This window comes from Acetobacter oryzoeni (genome assembly GCF_004014775.2).
GTDB lineage: Bacteria > Pseudomonadota > Alphaproteobacteria > Acetobacterales > Acetobacteraceae > Acetobacter > Acetobacter oryzoeni.
The window spans coordinates 69,378-87,746 of the sequence record NZ_CP042809.1; the positions used below are offsets into that span (position 1 = coordinate 69,378).

17 protein-coding genes are annotated in these 18,369 nt (G+C 52.9%); 7 read left to right on the top strand and 10 right to left on the bottom strand.

The window, feature by feature from the left end:
* The first annotated feature begins 6 nt into the window (after window positions 1-6).
* From EOV40_RS15365 to EOV40_RS13255, 7 genes are all read left to right on the top strand, one after another.
* Entirely contained in the window at window positions 7-1,647 is a 1,641-nt protein-coding gene (locus tag EOV40_RS15365; protein WP_244297060.1) for a hypothetical protein, read from the top strand.
* A gap of 125 nt (window positions 1,648-1,772) precedes the next feature.
* Entirely contained in the window at window positions 1,773-3,386 is a 1,614-nt protein-coding gene (locus EOV40_RS13230; RefSeq protein WP_128106311.1) for a class I SAM-dependent DNA methyltransferase, read from the top strand.
* A complete protein-coding gene (locus tag EOV40_RS13235; RefSeq protein WP_128106312.1) occupies window positions 3,386-3,787 on the top strand; it encodes a nucleotidyltransferase substrate binding protein in 402 nt (133 codons plus the stop codon). The genes EOV40_RS13230 and EOV40_RS13235 overlap by 1 nt, the downstream gene beginning before the upstream one ends.
* The gene (locus tag EOV40_RS13240) at window positions 3,784-4,131 is read left to right on the top strand and encodes a nucleotidyltransferase family protein (RefSeq protein ID WP_128106313.1); all 348 of its coding nucleotides are present in this window, start codon (window positions 3,784-3,786) and stop codon (window positions 4,129-4,131) included. Before EOV40_RS13235 ends, EOV40_RS13240 begins: the two co-directional genes overlap by 4 nt.
* The gene (locus tag EOV40_RS13245; protein WP_128106314.1) at window positions 4,128-5,438 is read left to right on the top strand and encodes a restriction endonuclease subunit S; all 1,311 of its coding nucleotides are present in this window, start codon (window positions 4,128-4,130) and stop codon (window positions 5,436-5,438) included. Before EOV40_RS13240 ends, EOV40_RS13245 begins: the two co-directional genes overlap by 4 nt.
* Entirely contained in the window at window positions 5,435-8,623 is a 3,189-nt protein-coding gene (locus EOV40_RS13250) for a type I restriction endonuclease subunit R (RefSeq protein ID WP_128106315.1), read from the top strand. The genes EOV40_RS13245 and EOV40_RS13250 overlap by 4 nt, the downstream gene beginning before the upstream one ends.
* A 44-nt stretch (window positions 8,624-8,667) precedes the next feature.
* A complete protein-coding gene (locus EOV40_RS13255) occupies window positions 8,668-9,840 on the top strand; it encodes a DUF6602 domain-containing protein (RefSeq protein ID WP_128106316.1) in 1,173 nt (390 codons plus the stop codon).
* A gap of 322 nt (window positions 9,841-10,162) precedes the next feature.
* On the opposite strand, the gene EOV40_RS13265 is transcribed toward EOV40_RS13255, so the two are convergent.
* The 10 genes from EOV40_RS13265 to EOV40_RS13310 form a co-directional block, all read right to left on the bottom strand.
* Window positions 10,163-10,396: an antitoxin VbhA family protein gene (locus EOV40_RS13265; protein ID WP_116100406.1), complete on the bottom strand. Its 234-nt coding sequence runs from the start codon at window positions 10,394-10,396 to the stop codon at window positions 10,163-10,165.
* A 90-nt stretch (window positions 10,397-10,486) separates the two neighbouring features.
* Window positions 10,487-11,344 carry a DNA/RNA non-specific endonuclease gene (locus EOV40_RS13270; protein ID WP_167506908.1) on the bottom strand — a complete coding sequence of 286 codons (858 nt, stop codon included), beginning with the start codon at window positions 11,342-11,344 and terminating at the stop codon, window positions 10,487-10,489.
* A 235-nt stretch (window positions 11,345-11,579) separates the two neighbouring features.
* Complete coding sequence (locus EOV40_RS13275; RefSeq protein WP_128106319.1) at window positions 11,580-13,637, bottom strand: ATP-dependent helicase; 2,058 nt, start codon at window positions 13,635-13,637, stop codon at window positions 11,580-11,582.
* Window positions 13,634-14,323: a hypothetical protein gene (locus EOV40_RS13280; RefSeq protein WP_097802563.1), complete on the bottom strand. Its 690-nt coding sequence runs from the start codon at window positions 14,321-14,323 to the stop codon at window positions 13,634-13,636. Before EOV40_RS13280 ends, EOV40_RS13275 begins: the two co-directional genes overlap by 4 nt.
* A gap of 4 nt (window positions 14,324-14,327) precedes the next feature.
* Window positions 14,328-15,506, bottom strand: coding sequence for a DUF3991 and TOPRIM domain-containing protein (locus EOV40_RS13285; protein WP_167506909.1), 1,179 nt, complete (start codon window positions 15,504-15,506; stop codon window positions 14,328-14,330).
* Between the two features lie 209 nt (window positions 15,507-15,715).
* Window positions 15,716-15,931 carry a hypothetical protein gene (locus EOV40_RS13290; RefSeq protein ID WP_128106320.1) on the bottom strand — a complete coding sequence of 72 codons (216 nt, stop codon included), beginning with the start codon at window positions 15,929-15,931 and terminating at the stop codon, window positions 15,716-15,718.
* 261 nt (window positions 15,932-16,192) lie between these two features.
* On the bottom strand, window positions 16,193-16,360 hold the full coding sequence (locus tag EOV40_RS15560; protein ID WP_116100402.1) for a single-stranded DNA-binding protein: 168 nt from the start codon (window positions 16,358-16,360) through the stop codon (window positions 16,193-16,195).
* A gap of 265 nt (window positions 16,361-16,625) precedes the next feature.
* Complete coding sequence (locus tag EOV40_RS13300; RefSeq protein WP_116100401.1) at window positions 16,626-17,015, bottom strand: hypothetical protein; 390 nt, start codon at window positions 17,013-17,015, stop codon at window positions 16,626-16,628.
* Window positions 17,012-17,392, bottom strand: a complete 381-nt coding sequence (locus EOV40_RS15370) for a hypothetical protein (protein ID WP_238331417.1) — start codon at window positions 17,390-17,392, stop codon at window positions 17,012-17,014. Before EOV40_RS15370 ends, EOV40_RS13300 begins: the two co-directional genes overlap by 4 nt.
* 54 nt (window positions 17,393-17,446) lie before the next feature.
* Window positions 17,447-18,352 (bottom strand): ArdC family protein, encoded by a 906-nt coding sequence (locus EOV40_RS13310; RefSeq protein WP_116100400.1) that lies wholly within the window; start codon window positions 18,350-18,352, stop codon window positions 17,447-17,449.
* Window positions 18,353-18,369 lie beyond the last annotated feature (17 nt).

Below are 18,369 nucleotides of genomic sequence, written 5' to 3' on the forward strand. Positions count from 1 at the left end.
AGGATCATGGCCGGGTCAGATTGGTTGCTTCACGATGCCATGCGGGAAGCCAGACGCGAAAAACTGACTTATGGTCTGCGTCACATCGCGTTCAATCCCGATGAACCCATGACAGACGTCCAACTGGCAGAGTTTGCCAGACGGATATGTCTCGAATTCCATGCAGACCCTGAGCACATAACACTGGTCATCCATCAAAAGGACGGCAGCACTCATGGGCACCTTCTCCTCCCTGAATGGCAGCAGGACCATATTTTAGACAGTCGCTTTAGCTGGATACGATTAGAAAAACTTGCACGGCTGGAAGAAATCAGATTGGGTCATGCTCTTGTCGCCGGACGCCATGACCGCTCGATTGCTAAAGCTTTACGTCAGGACGGCAAAGTCCATGAAGCAGAATTGATCGCGGCCCTTGTACCAGCACAACCAGCAGACAAGCCACGTGCTGCCTATACCTCGCAGGCCCACCGCACAGCGGAAAGACAGGGACTTGACCTGCCAAAACTCAAACAGCTTGTTGCCTCTCTCTGGAACCGGTCTGACGGGTTAAAGCCTTTCCGTGCAGCACTGACAGAACATGGTCTGACCATGCGCGAAGGAGATCGCAAGGAGACCCGACCGGGTGCTCATATCATCGAATCCAGCGATGGTGTTCTGGTTGGTAGTTTTACCCGCCTGACAAAAGTACGCATGGCAGAATTTCGGAAACTTCTGACAGAAGAACACACGCAGCCAAACGAAAAGTCGAAACTGGATATCAGAAGCACCCGTGTTCCCATCCGCATAACGTCAGAGAATGACCAGACTGGAATATTCTCCGCCCCCGACGCCTCACCTGCCCCCAACAGGAGTCCAAAACGTATCCGCCTACCACGCAGGAATAAAGCGATTGACGCACTCAGGCGCAGGCAGATGGAGGATGTGGACAGGCCAGCCGTCGTGCCACATACCCCGCCGAAACCATTGTATCCGCTGATTCTCAGCGATGAAGAAGCCCGTATCTGCCACCGGATCAGGCAGGCTATTCTGGACCAGCAGGCTATCCTTGACCAGAGAGCGCCAGAAGAGGACTGGGCACCGCTGAAGAGGGAAGAAATGCTCACGAAATGGCGCAAAGCCCTCACACCCTACCAGAAGCAACTGCGGAGCAGCTTTGCGCGTTACCATCGTGCCAAAAAAGAGTGGAAACAAGCTGACGAAAGCCGCTGGCAACGCATGACCGGACGAGCCGGGAAACTGGAAAAAGTCTGCCAGCAGCTTTTGCTCAAATTTCTGGAAGTCCTGCGGTTTGTTGTACAGGCGTTGCTGCATATTGTCGGGTTGCGCTCAACACCGCCAGAACCTGTCCGGTCTATCCTGACAGAACAGGATAGACCTGTCCTTGAAGAATTCAGGAAACAGTATGATGCCGAATTTTCCGCCATGGCTGATCCGGAAAAACTCGAACCATGGCTCCAGCATCGTTTTGACAGACTGGTGCAGGCGAGAACAGACCGTATCAGACAATGGGACAAGGCCCACCAAGCTGAAAAAGAAAGGGCGAGACAGGAAATCACCCGCCTGCGCTCAAAACTGGCTGCTCCAAAAGGCTTGAGGAACACCATGGCCATTGTCCCAATCAAACCTCACATGGGACCATCGCCATAAAATCCCGGTTCACCACCTGCACACGGTGCCAGACAGACCTCTATCCCGCCATTGCCTCTCGACCAGATGGCCAGTTTCCGTCAAACTGGATTATCTGATTTTTCTGAGAAACAAGGCTTTCTTTCATGCCCCGCGGTCGCCCTCGCAAGAACCCTGATGCTGCCCCTGCTCCCAAGAAAACCACCAAAGCGAGCAAGGCCAAGGCAGCGAGCGCGACGCTGGGCTTTGAACAGCAGATGTTTCTGGCGGCTGACAAGTTGCGCAAGAACCTTGAACCCTCAGATTACAAGCATGTGGCCCTTGGCCTGATCTTCCTACGCTATATCTCCACGGCCTTTGAAGCCCGCCATGCTGAACTGATACTGGATGATCCGGCAGCAGCGGAAGACCCCGACGAATATCTGGCTGAAAACATCTTCTGGGTGCCCGAGACTGCCCGCTGGTCTCACCTGAGAGACAACGCCCGGTCCTCCAGCATCGGCAAACTCATTGATGAAGCCATGCTGGCCATTGAAAAAGCCAACCCGGACCAGCTCAAGGGGGTTCTGCCCAAGGATTACGGACGACCTGCCCTTGATAGCGTGATGCTGGGGGAACTGATCGACCTGATCTCTGACATCGGCATGGGCGATACGGACGATAAGGCGCGGGACGTGCTGGGTCGGGTATACGAATACTTCCTTGGCGGGTTTGCCGGAGCCGAAGGCAAGCGCGGGGGCGAGTTCTACACGCCTTCCAGCGTGGTGCGCACGCTGGTCTCCATGCTCGAACCCTATAAGGGCCGGGTGTATGACCCATGCTGTGGCTCTGGTGGCATGTTCGTGCAGTCTGAACGCTTTGTGGAAACCCATGGCGGCAAGCTGGGTGACATTGCCATTTACGGGCAGGAGAGCAACCACACCACATGGCGTCTGGCCCGCATGAACCTTGCCGTGCGCGGTATTGGCGCGGATATCCGCTGGAACAATGAAGGCAGCTTTCTACGTGATGAACTGAAAGACCTGCGCTTTGACTATATTCTGGCCAACCCGCCCTTTAACGTGTCGGACTGGTGGAATGCATCCCTGGAGGAAGACCCGCGCTGGCAGTATGGCAAACCGCCTGCGGGCAATGCCAACTATGCGTGGCTCCAGCATATCCTGTGGCATCTGGCCCCCGACGGCACCGCTGGCGTGGTGCTGGCCAATGGCTCCATGTCCTCCAACCAGAACAGCGAAGGCGAAATCCGCCGCAGGATGGTGGAAGCCGATGTGGTGGATTGCATGGTGGCCCTGCCCGGTCAGCTTTTCTATTCCACGCAGATTCCAGCCTGCCTGTGGTTCCTCACCCGCACCAAAAAGCAAAAGGACTGGCGAGACCGGCGCGGAGAAATCCTGTTCATTGACGCCCGCAAGCTGGGCAAGCTTGTTGACCGCACCCGCCGGGAGCTGACGGACGAGGACGTGGCCCGCATTGCCGACACCTACCACGCATGGCGTGGAGAAAAGGACGCGGGCACCTATGAGGATAGTCCAGGCTTCTGCAAATCTGCCACACTGGATGAAGTGGAACAGCACGGCTTTGTGCTGACACCGGGCCGCTACGTGGGCGCAGAGGAGGCCGAAGAAGACAGTGTGCCATTTACCGAACGCTTTGCAGCCCTTGAGAAGACCCTGAAAGAACAGTTTGCGCAGGGTGAAGAACTGAATGCGAAAATTACCGCCTCCCTGAAGCTGATCGTGCAGAAGGAAAGCACGTGATGCTGTATCTCACCCCTCTGGAACGCGCGCTTGACCGGCTTAAGGAAGGCTGGGCGCGTCACCTTGCGCAGCCCAACGACGAGCAGTTACGGGACGGCCTGATCCAGCGTTTCGAGTTTACCTATGAACTCAGCCACAAGACCCTGAAGCGCTTTCTGGAAGCCAATTCTGCCTCCCCCGAGGAATATGACCGCATGGGCTTTCCGGACATGATCCGCTCCGCCAACGAGGCCGGATTGCTCAAAAGCGCATGGCCCCAGTGGAGCGTGTTTCGCAAAATGCGTAACCTGACCAGCCATACTTATAACGAGGCCACAGCCAAACAGGTTGTGGCCACCATTCCAGACTTTATTGCGGAAGCCCAATTTATGCTGGCCACGCTGAAAGAGCGCACAGCGTGACAGGACAGATCGACATCACGCCCGAAGAGCGGACTATCGTGCTGCGAATACTCAACGAGATTGTGCCCGACCGTGAAGTGAGGGCTTTTGGCTCGCGCGTGACAGGCAAAGCCAAGCCTTTTTCTGATCTTGATCTGGCGGTTATGGGTGATGAACCTTTGCCTTTGGAGACGCGAGCACGATTGGAAGAAACCTTCTCAGAGTCTGATCTTCCATGGAAAGTTGACGTATTGGATTGGAAACTAACGGAAAGAAATTTTCAAAATCTAGTACTTAGCAGAAATGTTTTATTGAAAAAAACTATCTATAATAGCACAAAAAATGATGATGAAGCTTTAGCATGAAAAACCGTGATATTAAACTTTCTGATCTTATCGATATTAAACATGGCTTTGCTTTCAAGGGTGAATTTTTCTCCGATATACCCACAGCTTACATTCTCACCACTCCTGGAAACTTTGCCATCGGCGGTGGTTTCCAATGGGGAAAAATAAAATATTACAATGGTTCATTACCTGATGAATATTGTTTATCTGAAGGCGATATTATCGTCACTATGACGGATTTAAGCAAAGAAGCGGATACTCTTGGTTATGCTGCCTCGGTCCCTAAATCTGCAAAAATATTATTACATAATCAACGTATCGGAAAAATTATTCCGAAAAAAAGAGACGTTAACCTTCGATTTATTTACTGGCTTATGCGATCACCCGCCTACAGAAACGAGATTTTAGCAAGCTATACAGGATCTACAGTAAAGCACACCTCCCCCTCTCGTATTCTTTCTTTCGAATTTCACTATCCTTCACCAGAAGATCAATGTCGAATAGCATTAATATTAGACTTTCTCGACGACAAAATAGACCTCAATCGTCGAACAAACGAAACGCTGGAAGCCATGGCGCGAGCGTTGTTTCGGGACTGGTTTGTCGATTTTGGCCCGACACGGGCAAAAATGGCCGGAGAAGCCCCTTACCTCTCCCCAGAACTGTGGGAGCTATTTCCCGCTATGCTGGATGAGGAGGGGAAGCCCGAGGGGTGGCATATTTCATCCATCGGTGATGAAACTGATATTGTCGGTGGATCAACTCCGAGCACCAGCAATCCAATTTTCTGGAATGGTGACCATTACTGGGCCACACCTAAGGACTTGTCTGGTCTTAATTCTCCCGTTCTTTCCGATACCTCCCGCAAAATCACAGAGGAAGGCCTAACGCAAATTTCTTCAGGGCTTTTACCTTCTGGCTCTGTGGTTCTTTCGTCACGAGCACCAGTTGGCTATACAGCAATCACAACAGTCCCGCTTGCCATAAATCAGGGCTTTATCGGAATAAAATGCACGCAAAGCTTATCCGCTCCGTTCATCTTACTTTGGTTGAAGGAAAGTATGGAACTGATTTTGCAAAATGCTAATGGCTCTACATTCCAAGAGATCAGCAAAAAGAATTTTCGTCCTCTACCTATCATAAAGGCATCACTCGACCTGCTAAAAGCGTTTAACACCCAAAGTCAGGGAATCTTTGATAAGATTATTGCAAGTGAAGCAGAATCTCGCACCCTCGCCCAACTCCGAGACCTGCTCCTCCCCAAGCTCATGTCCGGCGAGATCAGCATCCGGGACGCTGAAAAGATGGTGGAAGACGCGGCATGAGCTTTCTGTCCGAAAACGAGATCGAAGACTGGGCCTGCGACATTCTGCGCGAATGTGGCTACGCCATTGTCTGGGGGCCAGATATTGCCCCCGGTGGCAAAAAGCCCGAACGCGCCTCGTTATCGGACGTCATTCTGGAAAAACGCCTGCGGGCAGCCATAGACAGGTTAAATCCGCATCTTCTCCAAGCCTCACGCGATGAAGCCCTGCTGGCCCTGATCCGTGAAGACACGCCCGACCATGTGGACGAAAACCGTCGCCTGCATGACTATCTGGTTAATGGCGTGCCGGTGGATGTCGTGCGCGAGGACGGCACACAGTCTGGCGACCGGGTGCGCCTGCTGGATTTTGAGAACCCTGAGAGCAATGACTTTCTGGTCGTGCGCCAGTTTGTCATTGAAAAGGACGAAGCCAACCGCAGGCCAGACCTTGTTCTGTTCGTCAACGGTATGCCACTTGGGGTGATTGAACTCAAAAGCCCCAGTTCCGAGAACGCGACGCTGGATTCCGCATGGAACCAGTTCCAGACCTACCGCAGCCTTATTCCCTCTCTGTTCCGCCTCAATGAAGCGTTAATGATTTCAGATGGTACACAGGCGCGCGTTGGCTCGCTCACTGCCGACCGTGACCGCTTCATGCCATGGCGCACGATCAACGGCGAAGACCTGATCGCCAAAAACCATGAGGAAATGGAAACCGTGCTGCGGGGCGTGTTCACCCCACACTGGTTTCTGGGCCTGATCCGCGACTTTGTGCTGTTTGGCGAAAAGAACGGCAGCCCCATCAAAATTCTGGCGGGCTATCACCAGTTCCATGCCTGCCGAAAGGCCGTGGCGCAGACTGTGCGGGCCTCTGCCTCGGATGGAGACCGTAAAGTCGGGGTGGTCTGGCACACGCAGGGGTCTGGCAAGAGCCTGCTCATGACCTTCTATGCTGGTGTGATTGCCCGCCACCCGGAGATGGAAAACCCCACCATCATTGTGCTGACAGACCGCAATGATCTGGATGAGCAGCTCTTCACCACCTTCTCCGGCGCACAGGCTTTGTTGCGCCAAACACCGGAACAGGCGGACAGCCGGGAGGATTTGCAGAAACTCCTCCGGCGCACCTCGGGCGGTGTCATCTTTACCACCTTGCAGAAGTTCCAGCCTGAAGACGGGGAAACCAGCCTGCCCATGCTGACCGACCGACGCAATGTGGTGGTCATGGCGGATGAGGCGCACCGCAGCCAGTATGGGCTGGAAGCCAAGTTCAACCCCAAAACCGGCAAAATGACTTATGGGTTTGCCAAATACCTGCGCGACGCCCTGCCCAATGCATCCTTTATCGGCTTTACCGGCACCCCCATTGAAAATGCCGATGTGAACACACGCGGTATTTTTGGCGAGTACATCGACATTTACGACATCGCGCAGGCTGTCGAAGATGGGGCAACCGTGCCCATCTATTACGAAAGCCGCCTTGTGCGCATCGAACTGGATGAAGACCTCAAGGAAGAGCTGGACGACGAACTGGCGGATATTGTCGAAGGACTTTCCGAGAACGAGGAACACAAGCTCAGCCAGAAATACTCTCGCGTAGAAGCTTTGGTCGGCTCGGAACCCCGCCTGCGTCGGATAGCCGAAGACCTTGTGACCCACTTTGAAAACCGCCTGACTGCCCTTGAAGGTAAAGGCATGATCGTGGGCATGAGCCGTGCCATCTGTGTGGCGCTGTATAACGAGATCATCCACCTACGCCCCACATGGCATAGCGATGATGACAATGAAGGGGCCATCAAGGTGGTGATGACCGGCAGTTCATCCGACCCTGCCGGGTTCCAACCTCATATTGGCAAGAAGTCCAAGGCCCGACGTGAATTGCTGGCAAAGCGCATGAAGGACAATAATGACCCGCTCCGGCTGGTTATTGTGCGCGACATGTGGCTGACGGGTTTTGACGTGCCTTCCATGCACACCATGTATGTAGACAAGCCCATGCGCGGGCACGGGCTGATGCAGGCCATTGCCCGCGTCAACCGCGTGTTCAAGGGTAAACCCGGCGGTCTGGTGGTGGACTATATCGGTCTTGCCCAGAACCTGAAGACAGCTCTGGGCGAATACTCCGCCGGAGACCGCGAACAGGTCGGCATCGACGAAGGCGTGGCCATCCGCGCCTTGCAGGAACGCTACGAAGTCGTGCGAGCCATGTTCAATCCCGGTCAGCCAGGCGGCTTTGACTACCGCCCTGCCTTGCAGGATGGCGCGACACCCAACGTCAAGCTGTCCATCATGGCCGGAGCGCTTGACCATATTCTGGGCCAGCAGCAACGCGCCATGGCATCCGCGAAAAATGACGAAGAGCGTAAGGCCGCCCAGAAGCGCTACCCGGATGCCGTCAAGGCGCTCTCGGTCGCCTTTGCGCTGGCTTCTGCCAGTGATGAAGCCGCCAAATTGCGCGATGAAATAGGGTTTTTCGAGGCGGTCAGAGCGGCTCTGGTCAAAAGCGTGAGCAATGGCACCGATGGGCGCAGTGCGCAGGAGCGCGAACTGGCCATCAAGCAACTGGTCAGCAAGGCGGTTATTTCAACCGATATCATCGACATTATGGAAGCCGCAGGCATTGGAAAGCCTGATATTTCCATCCTCTCGGACGCCTTCTTGCAGGAAGTGCGGGAAATGCCCCAGCGTAATCTGGCTATTGAGGCGCTCAAGAAGCTGCTGGAAGGCCAGATCCGTAGCCGAACCCGCTCCAACATCACGGAAGCCGAAGCCTTTTCACAACGGCTGGAACAGGCTGTTGCCCGCTACCATGCCAACGCCCTGACGTCCGCTCAAATTCTGGATGAGCTGATCCGGATGGCCCGAGACATGGCCTCTGCCCGTGACCGGGGAGAGGAACTGGGTCTGACACAGGAAGAAATCGCCTTCTATGACGCACTAGCCCAGAACCAGAGCGCCAAGGACGCCATGGGCGACCCCAGCCTGCGGGTTATCGCCACAGCACTGGTGAAGACCATTCGGGAGAATGCCACAGTGGACTGGACCGTCATGGCGCAAGCCCGCGCCAAGATGCGGACTTCCGTCAAACGCCTGCTGCGCCAGTATGGATACCCGCCGGATATGGAAGCGGAAGCAGTCAAACATATTCTGCGTCAGGCGGAACAGTTTGCGCCCATTTGGGCTGATTCAGGAAAAACTTCTTGAGAGTTAAATAAAAAATCACTTGATAAAATAAAGGGATATATAAAGTGGACGTCAGAAAAATATTCAAAGCAGCCAGTGACAAGCTTATGGCCGAATTCGTTCAAAGCGGAGAGATCCATCACCAAGGCGGAAAAGGCACTTTACGTGAAGATGCATTCAGTGACTTTCTTAGTAAGCAACTGCCAAGCCGATATGCAATTGGCAGAGGAGAAGTCATCAACTCTGAAAATTTTACTAGTGGTCAAATAGATTTAATTATTCATGATCCGTTTTATTGTCCTAAAATTGTATCATCTCCTTTTCATTCTGTATTTCCAATTGAAAGTATCTACGGAGCCATCAGTATAAAATCAACTTTAAACAGCACTCAATTGCAAGAAGCATATCAAAATATAGAATCTTTTCATAAAATAGTTATTAGAAAACCTTTTACTATTGGAGGAAATGGATTTCAATCAGGCATAAGTTACCCGCATCCAGTCACCGCAGTAGTCGCTTATAAGACTGATAGAAGCCTTGAATCCATTTCTGAACAAGTTAGAAAACTTGATGAAAATATAGAAGATATAACCTGCCGCCCTGATTTTATTTGCATTCTTGAAAAAGGAATCATTGGCCCTCGGAATATACTTAGAGGTGATTTTAATTCCTTCCAACTTCCATCAGACATTACAGATTTATGCTCTTTAAGGAAAACTGGGCGGCACACCTTATTAAAAGTTTATTTGCAATTACTGAGAGAAATTAATAAAATCACACTTCGGCCATTAGACTTAGAAAACTATGAAAACATGCCTCAAATAGTTGGCCGCTTTCGAGTCAGAAGGCACGATTCATTTGCCCGTTTAGAAAATGATGTTACTCCTACCAATGCAACACGACTGACAAAACTGGCTATACAAACAATTGTTGAACAATCGGTCCAAATGACAAGAAGAGAGGTTTTCGAAGCATGGTTTGGTCAACCAATGAATGACCCGAATAATACAATGGCATTAGATGCCATTGTCCCCTGCTTTAATCCGCGACATCTCCCTCCTATGTCACCCACATACATACAAGAACGTAATTCCGGACAAAAACCATCTGTAGAAGTTTTTCACCCCTATCAAATAGAAATTGATAACATTGAGTATTTTGTAGACTTCAGCTCACTTCCTCCAAATTCATTTGAAGAAAATCCAGATTTAACGTTTGAAGAACTAATGTCAGGTTGAAATGCGCCATTTCTGCACATAGTTCAAACATTAATGTTTCCAGAATGTTTAACCGATGTTAAGAGAAGAACTACCAACTTGAAGACAGCACGTCGCATTCTTTTTGCTGTTTCAAAGGGTTAGAAAAGTGTCACTGCGGGTTGATGCAGGTTCGAGTCCTGCAGTTCGCATAGCAAGCTGAGTTTCTATCCATCGATCACTGGTAGTACGATACTCGCCTTGGCTCAGTATCGTATGACTGCGAATACCCAGCCTGTTCCTTAATACATCGCGCTGATCCGGGTCGTCTGACACATTGGGGTAAGTGTAACCGTGCTCCAAATCATGCTCTGACATGCTGGAACGCACAACGGTTATTCAGAACAGCCTGCCGCATTTCTTTTTTTAAATCATCAAGCGAAATCAAACCAAGAATAAAGCGCTCATTAGCTTCTTCCAGAACGGCATCGTGACGATAGCCCTGCCGGAAATTAGCTGACCGCGCTTCTTCGACAACTCGCCTACGGCGCTGTGATTCTTCATGACTAATAGCCTGTGCGATAAGTGTTTTTTCCATTGTCACGCCCTCTGTATTTCCTGAGACAATACTTTAATATCAATTAGAAATTTTATGGCGTTTTATCTGGGAATAACAAAGATTTACAACCTATCGACCGAGTGCTTTCTGCAGCAAACGCAATACTTCTTTGACCCGTCGATCATTCCAGTTAAATCCATTCGCTCTGGACTGCTCAGTTCGAACGCTTGCTGCATATGGGCTCTCTTCTATGGCGGGCATCGGCATGATGTGTTGTTTGATAGAGACCGACAGAGATGGAAATACATCGATACCGGCCCAACGGGACAAAACTTCTAAAGAAACGATCTTACAATCAGGCTGATTTGTGTTTGCACAGACATACACGGCGGCACCTTCTGCAATGGGATCATAGACAGCTTTCCACATGCCTGATGGGATCATGACTCTATCGGGGCCGACACTGACTCTGTGATGAGAAAACAGCACTCCTGTCACGACATAGAGTTCTCCCTCAGCATTCGCGAGCCCCCGCACAGCGGCCTCAATTCCCTCCCATGCTCCGCGGTTCAAACCCGGAGCCTGCGGGACAACATTAGACAATGCATAGGATTCCTGTTGAGCCGTGAGGCCAGCGAAATCACCCGACGGAGACAAATGTCCTCGATCCCAGCCACTATGCTTCCAGTCGGCCAACTCTCCACGGTAGCCTGCAGGAAGCCGGGCGTCCGGATAGAAATAGCCTTCTCGCTTGGTACGGGCCGCAACTTCAAGATTTTCTTCAACAATATACTCTGCCGACCAGATCGGGCCTTTTGACAGCGAAGAGTCCATAGCGGCATACGCCGTGTTGCACAGGACTGTCCCGTGACCGAACTCGCCGCCCAAAACTGGCATTTGTCCTTTATAGAACAGGTCTTGGCAGCCTTCCTTTCCGTAGGCCCGTGTTTCATGAAAACCGAATACCATCAGGGTAAGCGCCAACATTACCCCCTTCCAACGTCCAGCGCCCATCAGCTTCTTCCCGATGTTCGCGGCATGGGGCCTGGTGGCACAGGGCGCATCAGAGACCGATGTTTTGCGCAGTACCACATTATCTCGCCTGGATGCGTGTTCGCACCGAATACCGCTCCCGCCTTGCAAACGCAGCAATAATGGGCCCAGCGCCGAGCGGGCAACTGGGCGGGCAATCGCGCTTGCTTATTGGTAAGAATATCCATGATCAGATCCCCAACGCATTCAGTTCACGTTGAGTCTGTTCCCATGTCGGCCGATTACTGGACAGTGATCCACGACCGTCCTGCCAGTTCCAGTGTCGTATCCGGTTATTGGAGGGGATATCATCCAAAAACCGGGACGGGATGGACGATGTTCCCTGTCGATAATCGCAGCAGGTGATGGTTGCCTGTTCCATGGCTCGTGTCAGGGCCACATAGGCCAGTCGGCGCTCTTCATCCAGATTCCGTGCATTACTTCCTGGGAATAGACTATCTTCCCACGCAGGAAGAAACACATGTCGAAACTCAAGCCCCTTTGCACGATGCATCGTCAGCAGCTGCACACGCTCCTTCCCTTTTTCTCCAGGTGCGCCTGAGGCCAGGGCAGCGTGTTCCATCAGATGGTCAACCTTGCGATAACGGTCAGCTACATCGGCCAGCTCAGCAAGGTTCTCCATCTGTGTCGCAGCTTCATCACTGTCATCAGCACGAAGCATGTCGAAATAGCCAGTATCTTCAAGTAAGAGGCGCATCCGATCCCCGACGCTCAGGTTCTCCTGTGCCCCAACCTCCCTCACCACGTGCTCAAACTCTGTAAGGGCGGTCGCCGCTTTCTGGGAGAGACGTGTCTCACGGACAGCGCAGAGTAAGGATATGTCCTGCTCGCGCGCAGTGAGTTCAATAGCTCCCAGCCCCTTTGCTCCAAGACCGCGGGATGGTTTATTTGCTACCCGGCGAAAGGCTTCATCGGATTGTCGGTCATCCGGTCGTGCGGCAAGAGAGACCAGAGCAAGGGCATCCTTGACGGCAACACGTTGATAAAACCCGACATCGCCAACAATTTCATAAGGCACCCGCGCCTGTATCAGTGCTTCCTCTATCGAGCGGCTGAGACGGTTCTGACGATAGATCACGGCGATATCATGCCACGGGCATCCTGCGGCAGCCCGCCTGCCAATTTCGGCGGCAATAGCGTCAGCCTCCTCGCTGATATAGGAAAACTGCAACACTTCGATGGGCTTGCCTGCACCTTTTCGTGTATACAAGGTCTTTGGAATACGTGAAGGATCCTGAGCAATAATTGCATTGGATGCGTCAAGAATATGAGCGGTCGAGCGAAAGTTCTCTTCAAGTTTGAATGTCTTGGCTTCGGGAAACTCCTGGGAAAACCCTCGTATGAAACCAACTTTTGCTCCACGCCAGGAATAGATGCTCTGTGAATCGTCCCCCACAGCAAACAGTTCTCCTGACACCTCAGAGATCATTTTGAGCCAGAGAAACTGGGCGCGGTTTACATCCTGAAATTCGTCGGCCATGACAGATGTAAAACGACGAGACCACCGATAGCGATAGGTCTCATTTTTGAGCATGGCCAAGGTAGGCCACATCAGCAGATCGCCAAAATCCGCAGCGTTCTGTTCGCGCAGCAAACTCTGATAGCGGCCATATAACCCAACGACAAAACGCCAGCCCACATCGTCCACAAAACGTTTTTGAGCGTGTGCTCGCGCTATCATGGCTTCAACATGATGCCCCGCCATATCTGGTGTCACCAGATCTTCCTTCAAACGAGAAATCCGTTCGGCCATCTTGGCGATCTGACGCGCATCTCCAGGTTCTCCCTCTTCTGGGCGGGGCAACTGCTCAACGGGGGTCGCCTTAATCAGGCGACGAACAATGGCAAGCGTGTCATCAGCGTCACGAATATCAAATCCCGCTCGCAGATAGGCAATATCGGGTTCTGCGCGCAACTGACGGGCGCACAGCGCGTGGAATGTCCCGAGCCATGAAGGTGCCATTCCCTCTCCGCAAGCCCGTGTAATCCGTTCCCGCATTTCGCGAGCCGCCTTGTTGGTAAACGTCACGCAGAGAATACGTGATGGCTCCATGCCATACAGTTCGATCCGCGTGGCGACACCAGCCGTCAGGGTCTTGGTCTTCCCTGTGCCAGCACCAGCAAGCACCAGGACGCGGCCTAGCGCCAAAGCTGCAGCACGCTGCGCTGGAGTGAGGTCGTCCAGCACAGGAGCGAGACGCGGCGGGATGCTCAGCGAGGCGCTCATAACACACTGACCTGTTCCACAACGCGCCCCTCACAGCGCTGGATTTCTCCATCCGTTGAGAGCACAAGAAATGGCTCATTCAGATCCCAGTCTCCCAAACGCTCGACCCAGACGCCACTGATAACGAGACCGAGTTTGGCACCGGTTCGCTCATCAAAACGCACAAGACATTGTGGCAAAGGCCCCTCAGGCCATTTTGCTGCCCCAAGGCGATCAAGATGGATATCCCAGAACGCTTTTGCCGCTGGTGACTGATCAAGCTGCTGCGCAAGACCCGCCTTGATAACCAGAAGGTCAAGAACGTCATCGCGATATGTTTGTTCGTTTGATTTCATGGCTTCAATTCCTTCTGTGATATCCTCAACGACCTGCTCGACTGCTGTGGCGTACCAGCCTTTAACAATCAGGATTTCGGCATCTTCAGTGAGCATGGTGAACGCACACTCCAAGTCCCACAGCCTTGAGTCTGCAGCCTCTGGCATCGTTCCACCGATCACCACGCCAATCAGATCACGTGTTCCATCGGTGCAGCTGACAAACTGGCAAGGTGTCTGAGCAGGATTGGAACATCGATTTTCCCACACATTCCTTGCGCGTTCAGTGCTGTGAAAAACTGTCAGTATTGCGCGTCTCCACTTCGGATCGTGGATTTCGCTTTTCTGTTCATGATAATTCTGGTCGAACATGACGTTATCGACCTCCCAATGAGGGTGAGCCAGAACGCCTTACAGATGGCGCAGCCTGCTCTGCCAGCGGGACGGGCTGGGATTGCTGGCGTTTACGTAATTTGAGATCATCGACCCATCCTGCTGCGACCTGAGGGTGTGGTGTGGTGGTTGTCGCTGATCCCGCCAATTCGCCAAAAGGGCGCGGGGCTGAACTTTCCTTGTTGCCGCGTGCCCTTAAAACCTGATTCCAGTCAGATCCGGGTGTTTTTGGTGAGGCCCGGCCATTCCACAACCCGACCTCCTGTGCCATTTTTGAAAACATTGCAGCATAGTGATCACCCTGCTGGTCATTATCGACCGCGATAACCAGACGGCCTTCTGGCCGTTGGGCCACATCCGTCAGCACCTGCTTCAGCTCAGCGACACTTTCCGGACTCATGCCTCCACCCGTGGACAAGTAAAGCGTGTTGCGGGAAAAACGGTCCATGGAGGCGAAAGACAGAGCATCTATTGCTGCTTCGGCCACGACGACACGTGAGGGTGGCACGCCGGGATCAGACTCAAACCGGAATAACCGCTTGCCAATGCCCCCGGTTGAAAAGCCACGGTACTCAGGCCCACGCATTTCCATGCCGCTCAACGCTCCCTGATTGTCACGATGCGCAAACCAGGCTGTGCCGTTGGGACCTTCTCGTAACAGGTTTTGTTTAGCCGCAGCGTCCAGTATGCGATCAGGCAGTCCTCTCTCTTCTGAAAGATAGCGCCATGCAGCTGATCCCTGCTGGGGTGGATTACGATGTTCCCACATCCATGCTGGATCACGTTTCTGGTTCGTGTCAGTCGAAGTCGGTTTGGTCCGTTCTCTGACTTCGTAGCTCGGCTCCAGACCGATCAGGTTGCGTAACTCGCGCCGCACATGGCCAAGATTAAGGCCAGGTTTGAGGTGTTGGACCAGTTTGATGACATCACCACGCGCGCTACGATCAGGATTTGTCGGATCCCACCAGCCTTTGCCACCGTGGTTTACAATGATGATTTCGCCCTCACCACGGCGGAACTTCAGGTTTTTGGCCGACCGTTGCGCTGTGGCTTCTCTGTCAAGACGATAGCCTTCGCGTTCTAGGACAAGTTCGCACCGAACGCGCTCACGTAGTGTTGCAAGCTCATCCCGTTGTGCGTCGATGGTTCGGTTATCCGACATGACCCGCACTCCCCGAATTGACGTAACAGATGGCGAGAGAGCTATGTTTCCTTTCCGCAAGCCCTGTGTTTTGTAGGCGCGTTTGACTGTTGGCAGTCGGCCTGCAAGCAGTTGGGTGCATGTCGGATCTCCTCTCTCGGAGATCCATCCTGCGAGAGCATGATGCGACGAGTTTGAAAAATTATGGCCAATGACGATTTGTGATGTGTTCATGACCGACGCCCCGGGTGGCTGCTATCGAGCATATGTTCCCAGGCTTTACGCCGTGCCCGCACCGCTTTACGCCGCAGAGCCGCTTCAAGACGAGACGGAAGGGCATGGCAGCCGATGCTATAATCCAGGAAGGAAGCTTCTGACGACAGTTGGCGCCAGCACGAACGAGCATTCGGGCGTACGGAAGATAAGGGGGTCATCTGCGTCGTCATGACGTTTGTCCTTTGCGTTTGAATTTTAGGATTTCAACTTTTGCGAGCCCGTGGTTTTCTGGCTTTCCGCCTGATCGGTTTGCTCAGTTCGAGAATTGTGATGTCGCAACCAGATCCATCAATGACGATCTCGGTGCGCACCCACTGCGCCGGCCCTTCACTCACGAGTGTGGCGCGCAGGCGTCCTTCAACCAGAACCTGGGTACCCTTTCGGCATTTGCGCATTGTCAGATCAGCAAGACGTTGATCGAGACAGACAATCTAATGCCATTCTCGCATTTGTTTCCGCTTGCCCTGAAACTGATCTGACCAGCTCTCTGAGGTCGCCAAGGGGAATGAAACCCGACTTGCCCCGTTTTCCAGATCTTCTCGCAAGGGATCCTTGCCGAGGTTTCCCACCAGGATGACGCGATTGACTGTTCCGCGCATGACAGATTTTCTTTCTGTTCTTCCCGGATCTTGAGACGGCCCGCTGCCGCATCATCTTTCCGGGTGCGGTCCTTAAGAAGCGGCCATAGGCGGCGGGGTCAGGCCCTCGGGACGGCAGTGGTGCGGAAGCCGCATGTGGCTTCACGGTGCCGTCACGACCGAAGGCTTGGGGCTTGACCACGACGACGGCCGCTTCACACCGCACAGACCCGGAAAGATGTGCGGCAGTGTGTTGTCTTTTCTTTCTTCCTTCTTTCTCTTTATTTTAACTTCGTATCTCTTTCCCTTTTCTCTCGGATATTCTGTAGAATTTTCCGATATCGGGAAGCTTGGGATAAGAGTTCTCATCACCAAATTGCCGCGCGCTACTGACCAACCAGTGAGTGGCCAATATCATGCGTTTTCCTGTAGCAAGGTTACGAAGTTGAGCCCTGTCAGACCGGCCGCTAACAAACACACTCTGCCATTTCCCAGTCAGAGGATCTCGACGGGCTGCATGATACTGGCCGTTCAAAAATGCTTCGACGATCCATGGCTCGCGAGGACCAATATAATCGCCAAGTGGCATGTGATAGATTGCACCAAGCGCTATGGTTCCCACGCGCAACGGATTGTCCCCACCCTGAAAAGGTGACGTGTAATACTGTCTATTCATGATACGTGTTTTCCCGCGCGTAGGTATTTTGAGCGATCAGTTATCAGTTTTTTTTTGCACTGTTCGCGCTCAATACTGTCTGGATCGAAGTAATCAGGCCTGCGTTGGAGTTCCTGCTCCTCGAACTGATCGGCAAAGAGTGGAACTGCCTTTTCCAGCCGTCGGCGCAGGTTGCGACGACGTGCTGCCGCTTTGCGTGTGCCACTCCAGCGTTTGGGTGGGTCGAGCAATGGAGACCAACCATGTGACCACCCTGAACCAGGGCGGATACGCGGTGCATAGTGAGAGATGATCTCACGCTCTACACTCCGGTCCAGTATGGTGCAGAGCCATAAACTCTTGCCGTCCGGCAATGTGTCACTTGTTGGAGGGGGCATCGTATTCGGGTTAGCCCAGAATACGGACACGAGTGCCCGCATCCCTCGCCCCATTCAGGCCGCCATCCGTGAAAGTTCTGCGGGTAACCGGGGAGCCTTACTCTGAAAAGCAAGTATGTATTCCGCTGCCTGTGACGCGAGACGCGCTGCTGCAAAAACTGCCCGCTTGTCTTCTTTCAACAGGGCAATCCAACTCCCAATGTAATCAGCGTGTCGCACTGTCGGCGTGATGTTCAACTCGGCAAGAACGAAGGCCGCCGTAAGCTCAGCCACGATCTCTTCTGCCATGTATTTATGAGAACCGAACCGACCAGACAGGTCACGGTCCAGACGGCTTTTATGGCCACTCCAATGCGCGGTTTCGTGAAAAGCCGTGCGATACCAGTTGATCTGCTCATAATAGGCATTCTGTGGGGGAAGCCGAATGTAGTCTGGATCTGGGGCATAAAATGCCTTGTCACCACCAATTCGGATGTCCGCACCTGTGGCCTGCAGCAGAGCGTCTGCATGAGGGACAATCTCGCGCTCCGGTAGCGATGCGACTGATCCCGTCATGTCTTCGGGCAGGTGTTCGCACTGGTCAATATTGAAAACCGTAAAGCGCTTCAGAAAGGGAATGGCCCGCGCCTCTTCGTCAGCCTCCTGACCACCGGGCACAAATCTGTCCGCATAGAAAACGGTCGTGCCCTTTTCACCTTTCCTCACACTGCCACCAACTTTTCGTGCCTGATTAAACGTCAGCCATCTCTGAGAGGTAAAACCGCACATCTGCACGGTTCCCCACAACAGGAGCACGTTGATACCGCTATATCGGCGACCTGTGGTGACGTTGAGTGGAAGTGACGGGCCTGAAGCGGTATTAGACCAGGGCTGCACCCATGGGGCCACTCCGTTTTCTAACTGCTCCACGATGCGGTTGGTCACATCCTGATAGAGATCAACACGTTCATGTTTGGTCATAATCCATTCCTCTTCTC